Below are 20147 nucleotides of genomic sequence, written 5' to 3'. Positions count from 1 at the left end.
ATGCCAAAACTAAATTTTTTATTTATATAAATCTTCAGCGCCTTCCGGACGAGTCTTAAAGCGACGATGCGACCAAAAATATTCTGCCGGAGTTAAGCGTATCTGTTCTTCCAAAAATGTATTCATGTATTGGGTCGCCGCCACAATATCGTCGCCAGGGAAATTTTCCCAAGCTGGATGTACGGTAACTCGCCAGCCTTGGTAGTTAGGCAGCATGGTGGCAATGACTGGCACAACTTTAGCGTTAGTGGCTGCCGCAATCCGAGCTGGCGCAGTTAAGGTGGCTGCCGGAATCCCAAAAAACGGCACAAATTCTGCATCTTTAATCCCGAAATCCATATCCGGCAACATTAAAAATCCATACCCTTCGCGCATCGCACGAATAATCGGTTTGACTCCTTCAGCACGGGATAACAGCCGTACCAGCCCAAAACGGTTGCGGCCATTTTTTAAAGCTTCATCAAATACGGCATTTTTTTGTGGCGCATAAATTGAGCAGATCGGCGTCTCCAACACTAAGCCAATACCCGCCACGTCCAAGCTAACAAAGTGCGGGCAAAGCAAGATCACCGGACCAGCAGCGATTAACTCAGTCGGTACAGCCGGTTCAACACGGATCAGTTTGCGTACCCGCTGCTCGGAACTCCACCACAAAATACTGCGTTCAAAAACGCTGCGCGCATAAGCTTGAAAGTGTTGTTTTGCGATGGTTGTACGTTCTGCTTCGGAGAGCTCTGGAAAGCATAAACGTAAATTGGTCTTCGTGATGTGACGACGTGAAGGCAATATCCAATAAAAAATACTGCCGATAGCTTCACCAAAACGTCCCAATATCGGTAGCGGTAAAAAGTGTAAACACCACATTAGTCCTAATAGTAATCTCATATTTTTCTCTAATTATTATTGTTTATGATTGTTGTCTGAGTTGGTCGTCGGCGCTGCCACATTCGCCGGTGTTTTGTAGCGGTTATAGCTCCAAAAATATTGCGCTGGGCACTGCGCAATTAATTTTTCCATCGCCAGATTAATCGCGCTGGCTTGTTGTTCTGGTGTGCCGGTTAATGTTTCGGTGAACGGAACGAAGCGGATTAAAAAGCCCCGGCCAAAAGAAAGTCGTTCAGCGTATGAAAGAATAATCGGCGCGCCTGTCATGCTATGCAGTTTGGACGACAGTGTCATGGTGTAAGCGGGGCGACCAAAGAAATTAGCCCAAATGCCTTCACCTTGCTGAGGAACCTGATCTGGCAACAATCCAACTGCGCCGCCCTTTTTTAACGCTTTAAGCATGCTGCGCACGCCAGTTAAATTGGCTGGCGCCAGCAGTAAATTGGTGCGTGAGCGGGCGTCAGTCATTAGCGGTTGTAAGGCTTGTTTGCGCGGCGGACGATACAAGGCGGTGAGCGGCGTTCTGACGGCAATCGCTTGCGCAATAATTTCAAAACAGCCTAAATGCGGCGTTAAAAAAATAACACCTTGCTTGGCATCCAGCGCTGCTTGCGCTATCTCCCAGTTTTCTATTGTTGCCGTTTTTAATACTTTGTCCGGTGGCGCGCACCAAACAAAAGCCAGTTCTAAAATATTTTTACCTGCTTCAGAAACAGCGCTCCGGGTGTGCTCGGCAAAGCCGGCTTGCCGAATGTTCGTTTGCAGGCGATGACGATAAGAAGGGCTGATCAGATAGACCAACCAACCAAGACTGGCACCGATTCCATGCAGAATAGGCAGAGGCAAAAATGACAATAAACGAAATAATCCAACCAGCATAAGACCTTGTATGTAGTGAATTGCAGCAAAAAATTCCTAAGAGGCGTAAAATAGCACGAAATCCAGCCTCACTGCCTGCCGAATTGCCCCAGAAATCTGGAAAATCTGGCGTTTTGAACTAAGCTTATTGCATAGTTCTTAAGCTTGTGGCGCTGAATTACCGCCGAGTTAACAGACAACTTGCGAGACGGTATATAAATTCCGCTAAAGCGTCGCAGGCTCTTATTTTTCTGCGACATGGTCAACCATAAGCAAAGGACGCCTGACATGGCAAATGAATACCTCTTTACTTCTGAATCCGTCTCAGAAGGTCATCCTGACAAAGTCGCCGATCAAATCTCCGACGCAATTTTGGACGCAATTTTAGCCCAAGATCCGCACGCACGCGTCGCCGCAGAAACTCTCTGCAATACCGGTTTAGTGGTATTGGCCGGTGAAATTACCACCCACGCCAATGTCGATTACATCAACGTTGCACGCGAAACGATCAAACGCATCGGCTACGACAATACCGACTACGGGATTGATTACCGCGGTTGCGCCGTCATGGTTTGCTACGACAAACAATCTCCAGATATCGCACAAGGTGTGGATGAAGGCCGCGGTCTTGATTTAGATCAGGGCGCTGGCGATCAAGGTTTAATGTTCGGTTATGCCTGCGACGAAACACCTGAATTAATGCCTGCTGCAATTTACTATGCGCACCGGATTGTGGAGCGTCAATCGCAATTGCGCAAAGACGGCCGCCTGCCTTGGTTACGTCCAGATGCCAAATCGCAAGTGACTCTCCGTTATGTCGATGGCCGTCCAGTGGGAATCGATACTATTGTGCTGTCCACGCAACATGCGCCGGAAATGCACCATAAAGCGATTGAAGAAGCAGCGATTGAAGACATTATTAACCCGGTCGTGCCGAAAGAATGGTTAAAAAATACCCGCTATTTAATTAACCCAACCGGTCGTTTTGTGATCGGCGGACCGCAAGGCGATTGCGGTTTGACTGGCCGTAAAATTATTGTCGATACCTACGGCGGCGCTTGCCCGCACGGTGGCGGCGCATTCTCAGGAAAAGATCCTACCAAGGTAGATCGTTCTGCTGCGTATGCTGCACGCTATGTGGCTAAAAATATTGTGGCAGCCGGTTTGGCGCGTCAGTGCCAGATTCAAATCAGCTATGCAATCGGTGTCGCTAAGCCGATTAACATAACTGTGTATACCGAAGGTACCGGTATTATTCCTGATGAAAAAATTGCAGAATTAGTGCATCAATTTTTTGATTTACGCCCTAAAGGCATCGTACAAATGCTCGATTTATTGCGTCCGATTTATCAAAAAACTGCTGCATACGGTCATTTTGGACGTGACGAGCCTGAATTTACCTGGGAACGTACCGATAAAGCTGCCTTGCTGCGCGATGCCGCAGGGTTGAAATTTTAAACAAGTAAAATCAACTCCGTGCGTAACGGCTATGTTGGTGTTCTCGTTGGGCTCATGTTTTCTTTGCCTGTTTTAGCAGGCAGCTCAACTCCACCAAAAAACGTTAAAAACCCGATTAACCAATGGTGCACACCGCTGGTTAATCGCTTGCCCAAAGTCACCATGGCGCAATGCCAAAATAGTGCTTTGCAGGCTAGTGGTTCCGTTTCAAAAAAAGGTTTTCCACTATTAATTAAAGACGTACCTGCCCGTCTTGTTAATAACACCCTTCCTATCAAGTCACCCATCAAGGTTTTGCTGATAGGTGGCATTCATGGCGATGAAAAAACCGCTTCGGCGATTGTGTTTCAGTGGCTGGATAAATTAAACAATACAGCAGGTAATGAGTTCCACTGGAAAATTGCTCCGGTAGTTAATCCTGATGGCTTGCTAGCAGCAAAGCCGACTCGTGTGAATGCGAACGGAGTAGATTTAAATCGCAATTTCCCCACACCCAATTGGAATAAAGAAGCTCTTCAATATTGGCGTACCAAAACCAGTAGCGATCCACGTCGTTTCCCTGGTAAAGCCGCTCTTTCTGAGCCAGAAAGTCGCTGGATATTTAATCAGATGGAGCAATTTCAGCCTGATGTCATCATCTCGGTGCATGCACCATTTGGTGTATTAGATTTTGACGGTTCCGGCACCCCACCCAGCAAATTTGGTCGCTTACTGTTTAACCGGGTTGGCGTTTATCCAGGCTCGTTAGGCAACTACGGCGGTCTGCACAAAGAGATTCCTGTGGTAACCATTGAACTCACGAATTCATCCCAGATGCCATCGGACGCAGAAATTGCCCGCATTTGGCAAGATATGCTGGATTGGGTGAAGCTCAATATCCCTTCGCAGGCTAAGCTGGCCGAAAAATAAATCGTGCGTTGAGACGGTGCGCGTGGCGGCCTTACTTTGTAAAGCAAGGCCGCCACGAATGCAGAACTAATTCATCCGGGGTGACAAATACTGCAAGCTATTTGCCGGCGGTACGTTTTGTGTACCAAGACCAAGACTGGTGCCAGCCAACATCGTCTGTGCTGAAGTCAGTTCTCCATTCTTCACGAAGGAATAGTGGATTGTGTTGGCTAATGTTAGTAGTAGCGGCGTGGTCTTTGATGGATATGGTTGGTGGGTGGGCGAAACTAGAGCCACTCAACAATCCGAACTATCGTCAAAAAATCATTGAATGGTTACAGAGAAAATTAAATCGAATAAATAGTCGTCAACTTTGAGGATCAGAAAATAGTTAAAAGTAGTTATTAACTCCTCAGAGCCTTAGCAAGTCGTCGCATCGCGACGTCGATTTCAATTGCAGTCAAAGAGGCGTAACCTAAGATCCATCCCTCTTTTTTATTCTCACCTGCATATAAGCGGCTGAGTCCTGATAATTCGACGCCAGCTGCCGCTGCCTGACAAATTGTTTTAGCCTCGGACCATCCATGCGCTAGCAAACACGGTATCTGTAGCCCCCCTTCAGTTAGTAATGGAGTGACGATGCCCGCCAGATGTTTGCTTATTGCGTCAAGCATAATTTTCCGCCGACCCGCGTATAGCTTACGCATAGATCGGACATGTGAGTTGTAATGACCATCTTCCATAAAACGGGCTAGGGTTAACTGGAGAATCTGAGGTGTATGCCCATCGATAATGCTGCGAGCATTGGTAAAAGCTTTGACTAGTTCTTGCGGTAGAGCGATGTATCCGATTCTAAGGCCTGGATAAAGTGTTTTGCTGAAAGTGCCGAGATAGATTGTTCGGTGATACTTGTCCAGTCCCTGCACACATGCGATTGGCAATCCGTCATAGTGAAACTCGCTATCATAATCATCCTCTATAATCCATTTATCATTTTTGGCAGCCCAACTGATTAACTCAAGTCTGCGCTCCAGCGACATGGTGACGCCAGTAGGATATTGATGAGAAGGGGTCACATAGATGCAATTTGCAGAACTGCGGTCTGTCAGCAGAAGATCAGTACGTATACCTTGAGCATCGACCTCGATGGGAACAATACTTGTCTCCGCAAATTCAAACGCTTTTTTGGCACCAAAGTATCCTGGATTCTCAAATAATATGGACTTGCCAGCGTCCACTAGAAGTTGCGCACATAAGAACAGTGATTGCCTTGTACTGCTCAACACGACTATCTGTTCGGCGCAAACCTTGGCTCCGCGTTCAAGATTGAGATAGGCCGCGATAGTCCTGCGCAATGGTTTTGCACCTTGCGGATCACCATGAAGAAGAGCATTGGAACGAAATTCCTTCATCGTCTGGCGCTGCAGGCGCTCCCATACATCGATAGGAAAGTTTCGGGTTTCGGGCAAGCCCGTAGCAAACGCTTTGATTAGCTGTTGATCAGAAACGCCACCGCCATCAAAAATATTTCGCCCACGTCGGCTAAGGCCGTTCGAGGCATTCTTCACATTGCACTTACTCACTTCAGGCTTTAAACGACTATCTGAGAGTCCTCGCAATTGAGCACCGAATGTCTTAGAGACATAGCTTCCCGAGCCCTTGCGTCTAACAATAAAACCATCTCGGTGAAGTTGCTCATAGGAATTTTCGACGGTGTCGCGGGCGACACGGAGTGACACGGCAAGCGTACGGCTTGACGGTAACTTCAAGCCTGCACGAAGAGCACCGTCAAGTATCAGATCACGTAATCCACGTTGAATGCGCTGATGAATACCCAGACTCTGAAAATCAGTCTCATTCATTCGAATTTTAAGTGTTTCGAGTTCGAAGGATTTTGTCATTCGGGCTCCTTTAAAGAAAGCAATTGTCCTGATTTAGCAGACAATTTTTTCATTTAGCTATGAATTTCATTGCCGAATAGTTGACTATAAGTGCAGCTAATTTATGGTGAAAAATGACGCTATTTTTAGGATTTTGTTCTAGTCACTTTTTTTAACTTCTGGGCCAGTAATACGCATTCGGTAACGAGCGTGCGCCAAAAATAGCCTGTCCGATACGGACTATAGTTGCACCTTCTTCAATGGCGATCTCAGCGTCACTCGACATCCCCATCGACAATTCTTCCAATTCAATGCATGTATGAACGTCCTGTCTTGCCTGATCACGGAGTTCCCTCAGTTGTGCAAAGCAGCTTCTGACACGAACCTCATCAGAAGAGAATATTGCCAATGTCATTAAGCCTCTAACACGTAATGAGTTATATGAAGGCAGCGAATTTAAAAAGGAAATTACTTCATTAGGTGGTAATCCGTATTTACTGGCTTCACCAGATGTGTTGACTTGAACGTACACGTCTAAGTAGCGTCCTTCAACCTGCAAGCGACGATCTAATTCCTCCGCAATGTGTAAGCTGTCCAGCGCATGAAATTCTGAAGCAAAGCGAGCTACTTGCTTAACTTTATTTGTTTGTAGATGACCTATTAGCGCCCAATTTAGATCAGTCAAATCAGTCATTGATTCCCATTTACGACTTGCTTCCTGTACCTTGTTCTCACCAAATAACCGACAATCTGCTGTGTAAGCTAGACGTAAGCTCGCTTCATCAAAGGTTTTGCTTACCGGTAAGAGGCGTACGTTTGATGGATTACGATCGACGCGCCGACAAGCACGAGTAATGCGCTCATTCACGCAAGCCAGATTGTGTCGAAAGTCTTCAATGTTATTGGCTTGCGGATAGTGAGCTTGATCTTGACGATCAGAGTTAGTTTCCGATAACACGGTGGCAGTTATTTCACCAATACAAGATATTGATGTCATCATTTTTTCTGCCCTTTATTGTTTGGCGATGTTGAAACAAGATTCACCGTCTCTCCTGAAAGAGTACTATTGCGCGGCAAATAACCATTGAGTGCAGTGTAAGTGATTAAACCAATTAACAGTCCCCAGAACGCACCACCAATGCCGAACAACGTAATGTTGGCCGCCGATGCTAAAAAAGTGATAAGTGCCGCTTCCCGTGATTCTGGGGCGGACATGGCACTAGCCAGGCTGCCGCCAATTGTACCAAGTAAAGCTAGCCCCGCTAACGTGGTAATAAAAGTCGTTGGGAAGGCCATGAAAACAGCCGCAAGCGTCACGCCGAATATCCCGATAAGAATATAAAAAATTCCCGCTGCAATGCCTGCAATCCATCGTTTCGACGGATCTTCGTGTGCTTCTTTTCCAGTGCAAATCGCTGCCGTAATTGCGGCGATGTTAAAAGCATGTGATCCGAACGGTGCCATAATGAGAGAGCCTAGCCCAGTTACGGCTACGATAGGATTCGCACTGGTCGTGAAACCGTCATTCCGCAATATCAGCATGCCTGGCATGTATTGCCCTGTTAGGGTAATTAGGAAAAGCGGCAATGCAACACTTAACAAAGAATTTATCGAAAATACTGGCGTCGTGAATACTGGAGCAGCAAACTCAAGCATCAGGCCCGACAAGTCGACACGACCCTGAATAAGTAGAAAAACCAATCCAATCAATAAAATCCCCACTACTGCGTATCGTGCGGTAAAACGTTTAAGAACAACATAAGTAACAATCAATATTCCTGCCAACAGAGGGTCGACACTTATTCCCCCAAAAGCGCCGATGCCAAACTGCAGAAGAATGCCAGCAAGTAATCCAGCAGCGATCCCTGGAGGAATCAGGCGAATGACCTTCTCGAAATAGCCTGACAAACCAAGTACGACAAAAGCAGCAGCTGAAATTAAATATGCACCGACTGCCTCGGCATAGGGCGTGGTTGCCAGTGCGACTACCAGAAAAGCAGCAGGTGTTGACCATGCCGCTATGATCGGTTCGCGAGTATACCAACTGAGCAAAATTCCTGTAACACCAACGCCAATAGAAACTGACCACACCCATGAGGCCGTAAGCTCTGGGCTCAGACCACCAATTTTTGCAGCTTGAAAGACTAAGATGAAGGTGCCACCATAATTAACGATGACTGAAATCATTCCAGCGACAATGGGATGTATTAGATCTCTTGGTCGAATGGAAGAGGACGGACTTATTGACTTTGATGACGCTGAAGAATACATGATGTCATGGCACTTTCTGAAAAGCATGGTTGCTTAACTGAGCTAATAGAAGCTGTTTTATACCGTACAAGTGGGCTATTAGAACCATGCACTTTTTAATGTTTTAACAGACCACTTTGGATTATTAGCGGCTAAGGCTATCCGCGTAAATGCAAACGGAGTAGATTTAAATCGCAATTTCCCCACTTTCAATTGGGGTAACGAAGTGCTCCAATATTGGAGCACCAAAACTGGCAGCGACTCCTGTCGCGTCCCCGACAAAGCGGCTCTTTCAGAGCCGGAAAGTCGCTGGGTATTCAATCAGGTCGAGCAATTTCAGCCCGATGTCAACATTTCGGTACATGTGCCGTTCGGTGTATTGGACTTTGACTGCCCCAGCAACCCGCAATAACAAATCTCACCCGACGCAGAGATTGCCCGCATTTGGCAAGATATGTTGGATTGGGTGAAGTTGGATATTCCTTCGCAGGCTAAGCTGGCCGAAAAATAGCTGTTATCGTTTTGCTTAGTAAGTAATTAGTTTTCCAAAACAATGTTTGGCATAGTGTTATAAATTACACGCAAAGATTGGTGGCTGTCGTTTTAGAATGATCTCTGCATTACTCCTAAAATCACCACAATAACGAGGAAGACAATTGAAACTAAATCCCCCATCCATTGCAACGCTGAGCGTCATTGTTGCGTTGTTAAGCGCCGCCAATTTAGCGCACTCGACTGATCAACAAAACACGGCTGATCCCTACCAATGGTTAGAGCAAGTCACCGATTCAAAAGCATTGGATTGGGTAAAAGGGCGTAATGCGATTACCCGTGCTGAGCTTGAACAAGAGCCTGATTTTTTAACGTTGCGCAGCCAGATACAAGCCGCATTAGATTCAAAAGAAAAAATTCCTGTCATTGGGAAAATGGGCGAGTACTTCTACAATTTTTGGCAAGATGGTGACCATCAGCGCGGTGTGTGGCGTCGGACTAGCTTGGAAGAATACCGGAAAGAACACCCAAAATGGGAAACGGTATTGGACTTAGATGAGTTGGCAAAAACAGAAAAAGAAAACTGGGTTTTTAAAGGCAGTGCATGCCGTGAGCCGGATTATGATCGCTGCTTGTTACAACTCTCACGCGGCGGTGCAGATGCGGTTGTGGTGCGGGAATTCGATCTGACCAGCAAGCAGTTTGTAAAGGGTGGTTTTGTGTTGCCTGAAGCAAAAAGCAATATAGAGTGGCGCGATAAAAATAGTGTATTTGTCGCGACCGATTTTGGGGCTGGCAGTAAAACCGATTCAGGTTACGCGCGCATCGTCAAACTTTGGCAGCGCGGCACTCCCTTATCTCAGGCTCAAACATTGTTAGAGGGGAAAAAGACCGATATCAGCGTATCCGGTTCCAGCAGTAATCATTTGGGCGTACACCATGAAATTATTCAGCGTGGCGTTGGTTTTTTCGATACTGAATATTATCTGTACGACGACGCCAAGTTAGACAAGTTGGATGTGCCAGGCAAAGCCGGAATCAGTTTTTTTGGCTCACAATTTATGGTGACCTTACGTGAACCTTGGGTCATCAAGGACGTAACTTATCCGGCCGGTGCTTTATTGGCGATCGACTTTGATGCGTATAAAAAAGGCGCACGCAACTTTACTACCCTGTTTGCGCCGACGGAGCGTACTTCCTTAACAGGAGCCACGGCCACCAAAAATTACTTGCTGGTGGAAGCCTTGGATAACGTAAAAAGCAGCATGACTGAATGGAAGTTTGTTGATGGTAAATGGGCTTCTCGCACGGTACATCTGCCAACCATCGGCAGTATTGGCGTAACGGCGCTGGATGATGAGCACTCCGACGGCTATTTTTTAAGTTATTCCGATTACTTAACGCCGAGTACTTATATGTTGGCGCAAGCTGGCAATGATGAGCGCGAAGTGCTTAAAACCGCACCAGCTTTTTTTGACGCCAGCCCTTATCAAACTGAGCAAAAGCAGGCAACATCAAAAGACGGTACCAAGGTCCCTTACTTCATCATTCATCGTAAAGACATGAAGCTGGACGGACAAAATCCTACTTTGTTATATGGCTACGGCGGCTTCCAAATTTCACTGACACCTTCGTATTCAGCAGGAATCGGTTTGGGATGGTTGCAAAAAGGTGGCGCATATGTGGTGGCGAATATTCGCGGCGGCGGAGAGTTCGGCCCGGCTTGGCATGAAGCAGCGATGAAGGAAAACCGTCAAAAAGCCTACGATGATTTTGCCGCCGTAGCGCAAGATTTAATCGCGACCAACGTCACTAATCCTAAACGTCTCGGCACACAAGGCGGCAGCAACGGTGGCTTGTTGGCTGGCGTGATGCTGACCCAACATCCTGAGTTATTTAATGCGGTGATTAGCCAAGTACCTTTGTTGGATATGCAACGCTTTAATAAATTGTTGGCCGGCGCTTCCTGGATGGGCGAATACGGTAACCCTGATGTGCCTGCGGAATGGGCTTATATCAGCAAATATTCGCCATATCAAAATGTCAAAACTGACGTGGCTTATCCGAACGTGTTGTTTATAACATCAACCCGTGACGACCGCGTACATCCGGGACATGCACGTAAAATGGCGGCCAAGATGATAGAGCAAGGGCATAAAAACGTGCGCTACTATGAAAACATTGAAGGCGGTCACGGTGGAGCAGCTAATAATGCGCAACGTGCCGACATGAATGCGTTGCAATACACCTTTATGTGGAAAATGTTGCAAGCAACAGATAGCTTACATGCCGTAAAATAAAGCGGTTCGCAATTTGATGTAGGTTACACAAAACGTGCGGCGCAAGCTGCACGTTTTTTTATTAAACTTTCACATTTCACTCAAAACCGAAAGATTCTTCTGTGACGTTTTCCCAATTAATTTTTAGCTTCGTGTCACGTCATCGGCGCCACTATTTTCTGGCCGCCGCCATGCTATTTACCGTCGGTACGTTGACAGTCTGGATCCCGCGTCGGGTCGGGCATCTGGTCGATGAAATGGTAGCTGGGCGCTTGACTGATACCTTGATTTTGCAGCAGTTGGGCATTTTGCTACTAATGGGCGTGGCGATTTATTTTCTGCGGGTTGGCTGGCGCATGCAATTGTTCGTCGCATCTTATCAACTGGGCGTGCATTTACGTACTGAATTATATAAACGACTTTGCTTGCAAGGCCCTGACTTTTTCCAGCAACAGCGCACCGGTGATTTAATGGCGCTCGGTACCAATGATGCCGATGCGATTGAGCTGGCCGCCGGTGAAGCGATGTTGGCGGGGTTTGATGGCACGTTAACGTTGGTAATGGTGCTGGCAATGATGTTTTTAGGGGTTGACTGGCGTTTGGCGTTAATCGCCTTGCTGCCATTTCCTTTCATGGCGTTAGCATTCAAGCGCATCACCCAGCAAGTGCATGATGCATCACATGAAGCCTTAACCTGTTTTAGTCAGTTGAATGGGCAAGTGCAAGAAAGTTTGGCTGGTGTACGGACGGTACGTGCGCTCGGTTTAGAGTCGCGCAATGCCAGTCAGTTTGCGGTGCTAGCAGAACAGGCTGCCGACGCTAGCTTGCGTGCGCAGCGATGGGAAGCGGGTTATGAGCCAGCTGTTGGATTAGCCTTAACTACCGCAGGGTTTTTAACCTTGAGTTTAGGCGGGTATCTAGTCTGGCATGCGCAAATGAGTATAGGTTCGTTGACCAGTTTCACCATGTATTTAGGCCAGTTAATTTGGCCGATGTTCGCTGCCGGTTGGGTGCTTTCCCTAGTTGAGCGCGGCCGTGCAGCTTGGCGACGTTTGGAGCCCGTTCTGGGTTTGCCATTGTCGATAGAAGATGCAGGCACCATCACAACACCACCGCACGGTTCGGTGCAATTTAGCGATGTGCATTTTGCCTATTCAGAGCAGGCGCAAGCCGCTTTGCAAGGAGTAAGCCTGACGTTGAAACAGGGAACAACGGTTGGTTTGGTTGGACCGACCGGCTCAGGAAAATCCACCTTAATCCGTTTGCTGCTGCGCCAATATGCGGCACAACAAGGCAGCATAAATTGGGGTGAACATCAGTTATCGGATTACCGCTTAGAAAATTTGCGAGGCCACATAAGTTGGGTTGCGCAAGAGCCGTTTTTATTTTCCGCCAGCGTCGCTGCCAATATCGCTTTGGGTAAGCCGGACGCGACTCAGGTCGAGATTGAACAAGCCGCGCAACTCGCTGCCGTGCATGACGATATTTTGCGCTTTCCATTGGGTTATGACACGCCGGTAGGTGAGCGCGGTGTGACGCTATCTGGCGGACAAAGACAACGCGTTGCGATTGCGCGTGCGCTGCTGACAAATAGCCCGCTGTTGTTATTGGATGACGCATTATCTGCGGTCGATACCGGCACTCAAACTAGTATTTTGCAGCACTTGCGCGGTGCCAGAGTCGGCCGTTCGGTGCTGTTAGTCAGTCACCGTTTAAGCGCGGTAGCAGATGCCGACAATATTGTAGTGCTGCGTCATGGAAAAATAACCGAGCAAGGAACGCATGTCAGTTTGTTGGAGCAAGACGGTTGGTATGCTAGCCAATGGCGTTATCAGCAATTGGAGGCGGCGTTAGATGAACTCTGAAATTCTTAATATGAAAAAAAACGAAAAATGGCAAGCAGTTCAATTGCTAAAAAGCGCAGCGAAAATCGATCAATCGCATGTCTGGGTCGGTATTTTTTTACTAGCAATTGCAGCTGGCCTTGAAGCAATGGGTCCCTTATTGGGCAAAGCTTTCATTGATAATTATTTACTGCCCAAGCACGCCGATTGGGTTTGGATCGGCGGCCTTTTATTGGCTAATTTCTTGACTGGTTGCATGGCGACCTGGCTGCGTTATTTGCAATTGTTGCGACTGGCCGGTGTGGCGATGCGTTCGGTGCGACGTTTGCGCGAGCAGGTGTATGCCCATGTATTGCGTTTGCCGATGAGTTTTTTTGATAAAGCCATTACCGGGCAATTAGTGAGCCGCGTCACCAATGACACAGAAGCAGTCAAAAACTTGTACGTACAAGTGCTGTTTGTGATGTTGGATAGCTCGATTGTGGTGTTGGGCGCGTTAGCGGCCATGGCTTGGCTGGACTGGCGCTTGATGCTGATCGTAGCAACCTTAATTCCCGCCATGGTGGTGATAGTTTGGTTTTATCAAAAATGGAGCGCACCAGCAGTGGCGCGTGCGCGGCAATTGCGTAGCGATTTAAATGCGCAATTGGCCGAAAGCATTGCTGGTATGAGCGTGCTACAAGCCAGCTTGGCGGATGGTCGTTTTGCGGCGCGTTTTGGCGCAACCAATCAATCGCATTACCAAGCGCGTATTGCAGAATTGCGTGCTAATGCCTGGCTATTACGTCCGGCCTTGGATTTGATGAATTCGATGTTGCTGGTGGTGGTTATTTACAGTTTTAGTCAGCGCACTTTTAGCGGCATTGAAGTCGGTATCTTGTATGCCTTTGTGAGTTACATTGCGCGCGTGGTTGATCCCTTAATTCAAATCACCATGCAATTCGGGCAGATTCAGCAAGCGGTGGTATCCGCTGCGCGGGTCAACACTTTACTCAATGAAAGCACCGAACTTTATCCAACTTCAACGCAAAAATTGCGCAGCGGTAGCGTGGCTTTTCATGACGTTAGTTTTGGCTATGATCCGGCCCATCCGGTTTTGCACAATATTAATTTGCAGATTAAAGCCGGAAATTTTTACGGCGTGGTTGGACATACCGGCAGCGGAAAATCGACCTTGCTGAGTTTGTTATTGCGCTTTTATATAGCGCAATCCGGCCGTATTGAATTAGATGGTTTGCCATTAGCTGGCGTCAGCGAAGAAGAATTCCGGCTTAAAGTGGGTTTGGTGCCGCAAGAGCCCTTTTTACTGGCTGCCAGCGTGCGCGACAATATTGCAATGGGACGCGAGTTAACGCAGGCGCAAATAGAAGCCGCCGCCAGAAGCGCTCACGCACATGGATTTATTCAACACCTGTCGCACGGTTACGACACAGAGCTAGGCGAAGGTGGTGCGAAATTATCTACCGGACAAAAGCAATTGCTAGCGATTGCACGCGCCTTGGCGGGCGATCCGGTGTTGTTATTGCTGGATGAGGCAACCTCGCATATCGACAGCGAAACCGAACAAGTGGTGCAAACAGCCTTGGCGGAATTGCGCGGTAAAGTCACCATCATCGCCATTGCGCATCGGCTTTCTACGATACGGGACGCTGACCAGATTATTGTGCTCAATCATGGCAAATTGATGGAGCAAGGACGGCATGCGGAATTGATGGAGTTGCCGCAAGGCATTTACCAAAAACTGTATTTATTGCAGGCGTTGGAAGAGTAAGGAGGCGTTCCAGTGAAGCTAAAAACCTAAATAACGTCATTCCCGCGCAGGCGGGGATCCAGAAGCTCGTAAATCTACCATTGACGGCACTACGTGCACTGGATTCCCGCCTGCGCGGGAATGACGATATTATTGTTATTGGCTTAACTGATTGAGCAGTCCTTTGTATCTACTCTGCTACCGTCAAAAAACAGTGAAGTACATGGAAAAATGGCAAATTTCCCGAAAATTCCTCACAAACTCACTAAAACCAGCACCCGATTAAACGCCTTTAGTTCCACAAAAAATCTCCTACAATGATCAAGATACGTGAGCAGCAGCTGGCATTTGTTGCTTTTTGCTGTATACTTCCGTTTCCCAAGGAGCGTTGCGACAAAGTAAGATTAAAACATTAATCGGTATTTTGCCAGGCTTGGAGAATTCACACCGCAACTGCGCTCACGTTACTTTTTTCAACTGAAAGGAGGGCGTGATGAACGCCATCAATAAAAACAAAGATTACCTCGTCGCCGACATTAGCTTGGCCGCATGGGGACGTAAAGAAATCAATATCGCAGAAACAGAAATGCCCGGCTTAATGGCGATTCGTGAAGAATTCGCTGCCAGCCAACCGTTACGCGGTGCGCGCATTGCCGGTTCTTTGCACATGACGATTCAAACAGCCGTGCTAATTGAAACACTGACTGCACTCGGCGCGGAAGTGCGCTGGGCTTCGTGCAATATCTACTCAACTCAAGATCAAGCTGCTGCGGCGATTGCTGAAGCCGGTCATCCGGTATTTGCCTTCAAAGGTGAAAATCTTGATGAATATTGGGAATTCACGCATCGTATTTTTGACTGGGCTGACCAGCCTGCGAACATGATCTTGGATGACGGCGGCGACGCTACGCTGTTGTTGCACCTGGGTAGCCGTGCTGAAAAAGACAGTTCCGTCTTGAATAATCCAGGTTCAGAAGAAGAAATCTGCCTGTTTAATTCGATCAAAAAACATCTCACTGTTGACGGTAGCTGGTATTCAACACGCCTGGCAGCAATTAAAGGCGTGACCGAAGAAACCACGACCGGCGTGCATCGTTTGTACCAGATGCATAAAGAAGGCAAATTGGCTTTTCCTGCGATTAATGTGAATGACTCCGTTACCAAATCCAAGTTTGATAATTTATACGGTTGCCGCGAATCGTTAGTGGATGGTATTAAGCGTGCCACCGACGTCATGATCGCCGGTAAAGTTGCCGTCATCATCGGTTACGGCGACGTGGGTAAAGGTTGTGCGCAAGCGATGCGCGCCTTGTCAGCCCAAGTTTGGGTAACAGAAATTGACCCGATTTGCGCCCTGCAAGCGGCCATGGAAGGCTACCGCGTAGTGACCATGGAATACGCTGCTGCACAAGGCGATATTTTCGTGACTACCACCGGTAACTATCATGTGATTACGCATGAACATATGCTGGCGATGAAAGATCAGGCGATCGTTTCTAATATCGGCCATTTTGATAATGAGATCGACGTAGCTTCATTAGAAAAATACGAGTGGGACAACATCAAGCCACAAGTTGATCACGTGATTTTCCCTAGCGGAAAACGTATCATTTTGTTGGCTAAAGGTCGCCTGGTTAATTTGGGTTGCGGTACTGGTCATCCATCGTATGTAATGAGCTCTTCTTTCGCTAATCAAACGATTGCGCAGATTGAGCTGTTTGCTAATCCAGGCAAATACCCAGTTGGCGTATATACCTTGCCTAAGCATCTGGATGAAAAAGTCGCGCGTTTGCAATTGAAAAAACTCAATGCACAATTGAGCGTACTCACCGACCAGCAAGCGGCTTATATTGGCGTGCCAAAAGAAGGCCCGTACAAAACTGATCATTATCGTTATTGATTATTTTCGTAGGGTGGGCACGGTTTTGTGCCCACGCGTTCTCTTCGATCTATAATATTTTTACACAAATCCGTTGTTGATGTACGGTTACGCGTGGGCACGATGAACCTGTGCCCACCCTACAGATAACAACTATAGGAGACCTCATGCGTCTGTTAGCTACATGGTTAATCAATGCCCTGGCACTATTGGCATTGCCGTATTTAATGCATTCCGTCAGCATCGACAGTTTCGCGACTGCCTTATTAGTTGCGGTAGTGTTAGGTTTTGTGAACACGGTATTGCGGCCGATTTTATTATTACTGACCTTGCCTGTCACCGTCGTTAGTTTAGGTTTATTTGTGCTGGTGTTAAATGGACTATTGTTTTGGATGGTGGCAACCATGTTTACCGGTTTCCATGTTGCAGGATTTTGGTCTGCGGTGCTTGCAGCAATGCTCTATAGCGTTATTTCCTGGGCGCTCTCGACTTTAATACTTAAAGACTAATCACGAAACGAATTGCGAGACTAAGCTCATGCCACAACCTAATTTTAGTATTGAATTTTTCCCTCCTAAAACACCTGAAGGAGTTGAGAAATTACGCATAGTCCGCGCAAAGCTGGCTGTGTTAAATCCAACCTATTTCTCCGTCACGTTTGGTGCGGGTGGCACGACCCAGCAAGGCACTTTAGACACCGTATTGGAAATGCGCGCAGAAGGGTTTGCTGCAGCACCGCATTTGTCTTGTGTTGGCGGAAGCGCTGAATCAATTCGCGCCATTTTGCAGCAATATAAAGCCAATGACATTCATCGCCTAGTGGCGTTGCGTGGTGACTTGCCGAGTGGATACGGTGCTGGAGGCGAATTCCGTTATGCCAGTGAATTGGTTGAATTTATCCGTAAAGAAACCGGCGACTGGTTTCGGATTGAAGTTGCTGCTTATCCGGAAATGCACCCACAAGCCCGTTCACCGCAAGACGATTTGAAAAACTTCGCACGTAAAATTCAAGCGGGTGCCGATGCAGCAATTACCCAGTATTTTTACAATGCCGACGCCTATTTTCAGTTTGTAGACGCCGCCAATAAACTCGGCGTGAATGTCCCGATTGTGGCTGGTATTATGCCCATCACCAACTACACGCAGTTAATGCGTTTTTCTGAAATGTGCGGTGCTGAAATCCCACGCTGGGTGCGTTTGAAATTAGCCAGTTATGGCGATGATAGCGCTTCCATTAAAGCATTTGGGCTGGATGTGGTCACGCAATTGTGCGAACGATTACTGGCCGGTGGTGCACCGGGTTTGCATTTCTATTCCATGAATCAAGCGGTAGCAACTAGTGCGATTTGGCAGCGCTTGCTGTGATGTTTTGTTTTATTCGGTAAATAAAAAAGGGCACTTAGATTAAGTGCCCTTTTTCATTATTTCTGAGGTGATGCTTGTGTTAATTCGGGTTTTAGATCCGGATTAACCTCCGGTTTTACATCCGATTTCACCTCAGGTTTTAAATCTTGTGCTAATTCAGCTTGCGCCGCTCCCATTTTTTCCATCAACGGCCCCATCATTTTTTGCATCATGTTCATGGTTTGTTGCATGATTTCAGGCATTTTTTTACTAAAGGATATGCCGGCTGGCGATTGATAAAAAGCAATCATGCCATCAACATCGGCCTGACTTAACGTATTTCCATAAATTTCTGCAATTCTTGGCTCCATCGCATTCCAGCTAATTTCATCATTTTGAATTTTGATGATTTTTGCACGGAATGCATCAAGTGCTTTTTGTTGGTCCGGAGTGATTGTTTTTCCCTTCATCGCCTCTTGAACCAAATGATTCACCGCTGCTTCCAACTGGCTTTGAAGTTTTGGAATCATGGAACTTACTTCCGTTATTTCAAATAATTTTTGCAACGATTCCTGAGTAGGTTTAGTCGTTTGTGCGAATACTTGAGAGCTTGCCAGTAAAGTCAGTGCTGCGATAAAGCCGAACAATTTTTTCATTACTAAATCCGAAAAAGTGGTGAATTACAAGCAGAAGTTTGCACCAAGTGCAATTACTCTTCCAGTAAACTTTTTACATCTTCAATTAACTCTTCCGGTTTAGTGAGCGGCGCGTAGCGGTCATAAACGGTGCCATCTTTTTTTATTAAAAATTTAGTGAAATTCCACTTGATCGCAGCGCTACCAAGCACACCGGGTGCGTGTTGTTTCAGATATTGAAAGAGCGGATGCGCTTCATCACCATTGACATCTATTTTTTCAAATAAGGGAAAAGTAACGCCATAATTTTTTTCGCAAAACGCACCAATTTCTAACGCCGTTCCCGGTTCCTGGCGACCAAATTGATTGCATGGAAATCCCAACACCACAACGCCAAGATCTTTAAATTCCTGGTAAAGCGCTTCTAATCCCTTGTATTGCGGCGTAAAGCCACACGCGCTGGCCGTATTGACGATCAGTATAACTTTGCCCTTGTAATCACTTAATGACACAGGCTGGCCAGCCAAACTGGTGGCTGAAAAATCATAAACATTACTCATACAATTCCTAAATGTTGGGTGCCGCTGTTCAAGTCACGTTCTTTAGCTTCTTTACCGTGCAACATAATTGCCAGGCGCAATTCATTGACCGAATCGGCATTGCGTAACGCATCTTCATAAGAGATTTTTTGCGCTTCATATAACTCAAAGAGCGACTGATCAAATGTCTGCATGCCATGTTCGCGTGATTTTTTCATGACCTCTTTAATTTCGTGCACCTGACCTTTAAAGATCAAGTCACCAATCAACGGTGAGTTGATTAAAATTTCTAATGCAGCACAACGTCCTTTGGTTCCTCGCAAAGGAATTAAACGTTGAGAAACAACGGCTTTTAAATTCAGCGACAAATCCATCAACAATTGTTGACGACGCTCTTCAGGGAAAAAGTTAATAATCCGGTCGAGTGCTTGGTTGGTGCTGTTGGCATGTAATGTGGCTAAACATAAGTGACCCGTTTCGGCAAAGGCGATGGCATGATCCATCGTTTCGCGGTCACGAATTTCACCAATCTGAATAACATCGGGCGCCTGACGCAGCGAGTTCTTTAACGCGGCTCCCCAGTCTTCCGTATCAATACCCACTTCACGTTGCGTAACGATGCAGTTGTTATGTGGATGCACGTATTCAATCGGATCTTCCACCGTAATAATGTGGCCGTAACTATTGGCGTTGCGGTACCCAACCATCGCTGCTAAGGAAGTGGATTTCCCTGAACCAGTCGCACCCACCATAATCACCAGACCGCGCTTGGTCATGGCAATGTCATTCAAAATAGCCGGCAGGCCAAGATCTTCAAATTTAGGAATGGTGGTGGTAATTGTACGCAGCACCATGCCGACGCGGCTTTGTTGCACAAAGGCAGAAACCCGGAAGCGCCCTAGTCCCGCAGGGTTAATCGCAAAGTTACATTCTTTGGTTTGTTCAAACATCGCTGCTTGTTTGTCGTTCATGATGGAGCGCGCTAATTCGATCGTATGCGCGGCCGTCAGCGGCTGGTTTGATACCGGCGTTACTTTGCCATCTATCTTAAATGCGGGCGGAAAGTCTGCTGTGATAAATAAGTCTGAGCCATTTTTGGTGAGCATCAGACGTAATAAATCGTTCATGAACTTGGTGGCTTGATCGCGTTCCATTTTGCTTAGCTC

Annotated in this window: 17 protein-coding genes and 1 riboswitch; of the genes, 9 read left to right on the top strand and 8 right to left on the bottom strand. The window is 46.9% G+C overall.

Translation table 11 applies throughout. The features are described from left to right. Window positions 1-18: 18 nt before the first annotated feature. Together S2091_RS05280 and S2091_RS05275 are read right to left on the bottom strand one after the other, a co-directional pair. The gene (locus S2091_RS05280; RefSeq protein WP_105530746.1) at window positions 19-885 is read right to left on the bottom strand and encodes an LpxL/LpxP family acyltransferase; all 867 of its coding nucleotides are present in this window, start codon (window positions 883-885) and stop codon (window positions 19-21) included. 15 nt (window positions 886-900) lie between these two features. Continuing rightward, window positions 901-1764, bottom strand: coding sequence for a lysophospholipid acyltransferase family protein (locus S2091_RS05275; RefSeq protein WP_105530745.1), 864 nt, complete (start codon window positions 1762-1764; stop codon window positions 901-903). A 267-nt stretch (window positions 1765-2031) separates the two neighbouring features. Between S2091_RS05275 and metK the strand changes: the two genes are divergently transcribed. Together metK and S2091_RS05265 are read left to right on the top strand one after the other, a co-directional pair. Beyond that, window positions 2032-3201: a methionine adenosyltransferase gene (metK, locus tag S2091_RS05270; RefSeq protein ID WP_105530744.1), complete on the top strand. Its 1170-nt coding sequence runs from the start codon at window positions 2032-2034 to the stop codon at window positions 3199-3201. Window positions 3202-3219: 18 nt separating this feature from the next. Continuing rightward, window positions 3220-4110, top strand: a complete 891-nt coding sequence (locus tag S2091_RS05265) for a M14 family zinc carboxypeptidase (RefSeq protein WP_243405324.1) — start codon at window positions 3220-3222, stop codon at window positions 4108-4110. Window positions 4111-4493: 383 nt separating this feature from the next. On the opposite strand, the gene pdxR is transcribed toward S2091_RS05265, so the two are convergent. From pdxR to S2091_RS05250, 3 genes are all read right to left on the bottom strand, one after another. After that, window positions 4494-5990 carry a MocR-like pyridoxine biosynthesis transcription factor PdxR gene (pdxR, locus tag S2091_RS05260; RefSeq protein ID WP_105530742.1) on the bottom strand — a complete coding sequence of 499 codons (1497 nt, stop codon included), beginning with the start codon at window positions 5988-5990 and terminating at the stop codon, window positions 4494-4496. A 151-nt stretch (window positions 5991-6141) separates the two neighbouring features. Further along, window positions 6142-6927 (bottom strand): YggS family pyridoxal phosphate-dependent enzyme, encoded by a 786-nt coding sequence (locus S2091_RS05255; protein WP_423828230.1) that lies wholly within the window; start codon window positions 6925-6927, stop codon window positions 6142-6144. A 38-nt stretch (window positions 6928-6965) separates the two neighbouring features. Beyond that, window positions 6966-8240, bottom strand: a complete 1275-nt coding sequence (locus S2091_RS05250; protein WP_105530741.1) for a benzoate/H(+) symporter BenE family transporter — start codon at window positions 8238-8240, stop codon at window positions 6966-6968. Between the two features lie 139 nt (window positions 8241-8379). Here S2091_RS05250 and S2091_RS23760 point away from each other — a divergent pair, with 139 nt between their 5' ends. The 7 genes from S2091_RS23760 (at window position 8380) to metF (ending at window position 17828) form a co-directional block, all read left to right on the top strand. Then, window positions 8380-8631, top strand: a complete 252-nt coding sequence (locus tag S2091_RS23760; RefSeq protein ID WP_112886584.1) for a M14 family zinc carboxypeptidase — start codon at window positions 8380-8382, stop codon at window positions 8629-8631. 244 nt (window positions 8632-8875) lie between these two features. Continuing rightward, on the top strand, window positions 8876-11011 hold the full coding sequence (locus S2091_RS05245; RefSeq protein WP_243405322.1) for a prolyl oligopeptidase family serine peptidase: 2136 nt from the start codon (window positions 8876-8878) through the stop codon (window positions 11009-11011). A gap of 101 nt (window positions 11012-11112) precedes the next feature. After that, the gene (locus tag S2091_RS05240) at window positions 11113-12855 is read left to right on the top strand and encodes an ATP-binding cassette domain-containing protein (protein ID WP_243405321.1); all 1743 of its coding nucleotides are present in this window, start codon (window positions 11113-11115) and stop codon (window positions 12853-12855) included. Between the two features lie 10 nt (window positions 12856-12865). Further along, on the top strand, window positions 12866-14605 hold the full coding sequence (locus S2091_RS05235) for an ABC transporter ATP-binding protein (protein WP_243405320.1): 1740 nt from the start codon (window positions 12866-12868) through the stop codon (window positions 14603-14605). Window positions 14606-14958: 353 nt separating this feature from the next. Further along, a riboswitch (S-adenosyl-L-homocysteine riboswitch) is annotated at window positions 14959-15052 on the top strand. Window positions 15053-15077: 25 nt separating this feature from the next. Beyond that, window positions 15078-16484, top strand: coding sequence for an adenosylhomocysteinase (gene ahcY, locus S2091_RS05230; protein ID WP_105530738.1), 1407 nt, complete (start codon window positions 15078-15080; stop codon window positions 16482-16484). Window positions 16485-16630: 146 nt separating this feature from the next. Next, entirely contained in the window at window positions 16631-16972 is a 342-nt protein-coding gene (locus tag S2091_RS05225) for a phage holin family protein (RefSeq protein ID WP_105530737.1), read from the top strand. A 28-nt stretch (window positions 16973-17000) separates the two neighbouring features. Continuing rightward, window positions 17001-17828, top strand: coding sequence for a methylenetetrahydrofolate reductase [NAD(P)H] (metF, locus tag S2091_RS05220; protein WP_105530736.1), 828 nt, complete (start codon window positions 17001-17003; stop codon window positions 17826-17828). A 56-nt stretch (window positions 17829-17884) separates the two neighbouring features. On the opposite strand, the gene S2091_RS05215 is transcribed toward metF, so the two are convergent. From S2091_RS05215 to S2091_RS05205, 3 genes are read right to left on the bottom strand one after another with little or no spacing between them, the layout of a single operon-like run. Further along, window positions 17885-18463 (bottom strand): DUF2059 domain-containing protein, encoded by a 579-nt coding sequence (locus S2091_RS05215; RefSeq protein ID WP_105530735.1) that lies wholly within the window; start codon window positions 18461-18463, stop codon window positions 17885-17887. Window positions 18464-18516: 53 nt separating this feature from the next. Then, window positions 18517-19002 carry a glutathione peroxidase gene (locus S2091_RS05210; protein ID WP_105530734.1) on the bottom strand — a complete coding sequence of 162 codons (486 nt, stop codon included), beginning with the start codon at window positions 19000-19002 and terminating at the stop codon, window positions 18517-18519. Beyond that, window positions 18999-20135, bottom strand: a complete 1137-nt coding sequence (locus S2091_RS05205; RefSeq protein ID WP_105530733.1) for a PilT/PilU family type 4a pilus ATPase — start codon at window positions 20133-20135, stop codon at window positions 18999-19001. Before S2091_RS05205 ends, S2091_RS05210 begins: the two co-directional genes overlap by 4 nt. Window positions 20136-20147 lie beyond the last annotated feature (12 nt).

The sequence above is a fragment of the Solimicrobium silvestre genome, from assembly GCF_002976435.1.
GTDB lineage: Bacteria > Pseudomonadota > Gammaproteobacteria > Burkholderiales > Burkholderiaceae_D > Solimicrobium > Solimicrobium silvestre.
This window is presented reverse-complemented; position numbering and strand designations above follow the sequence as displayed.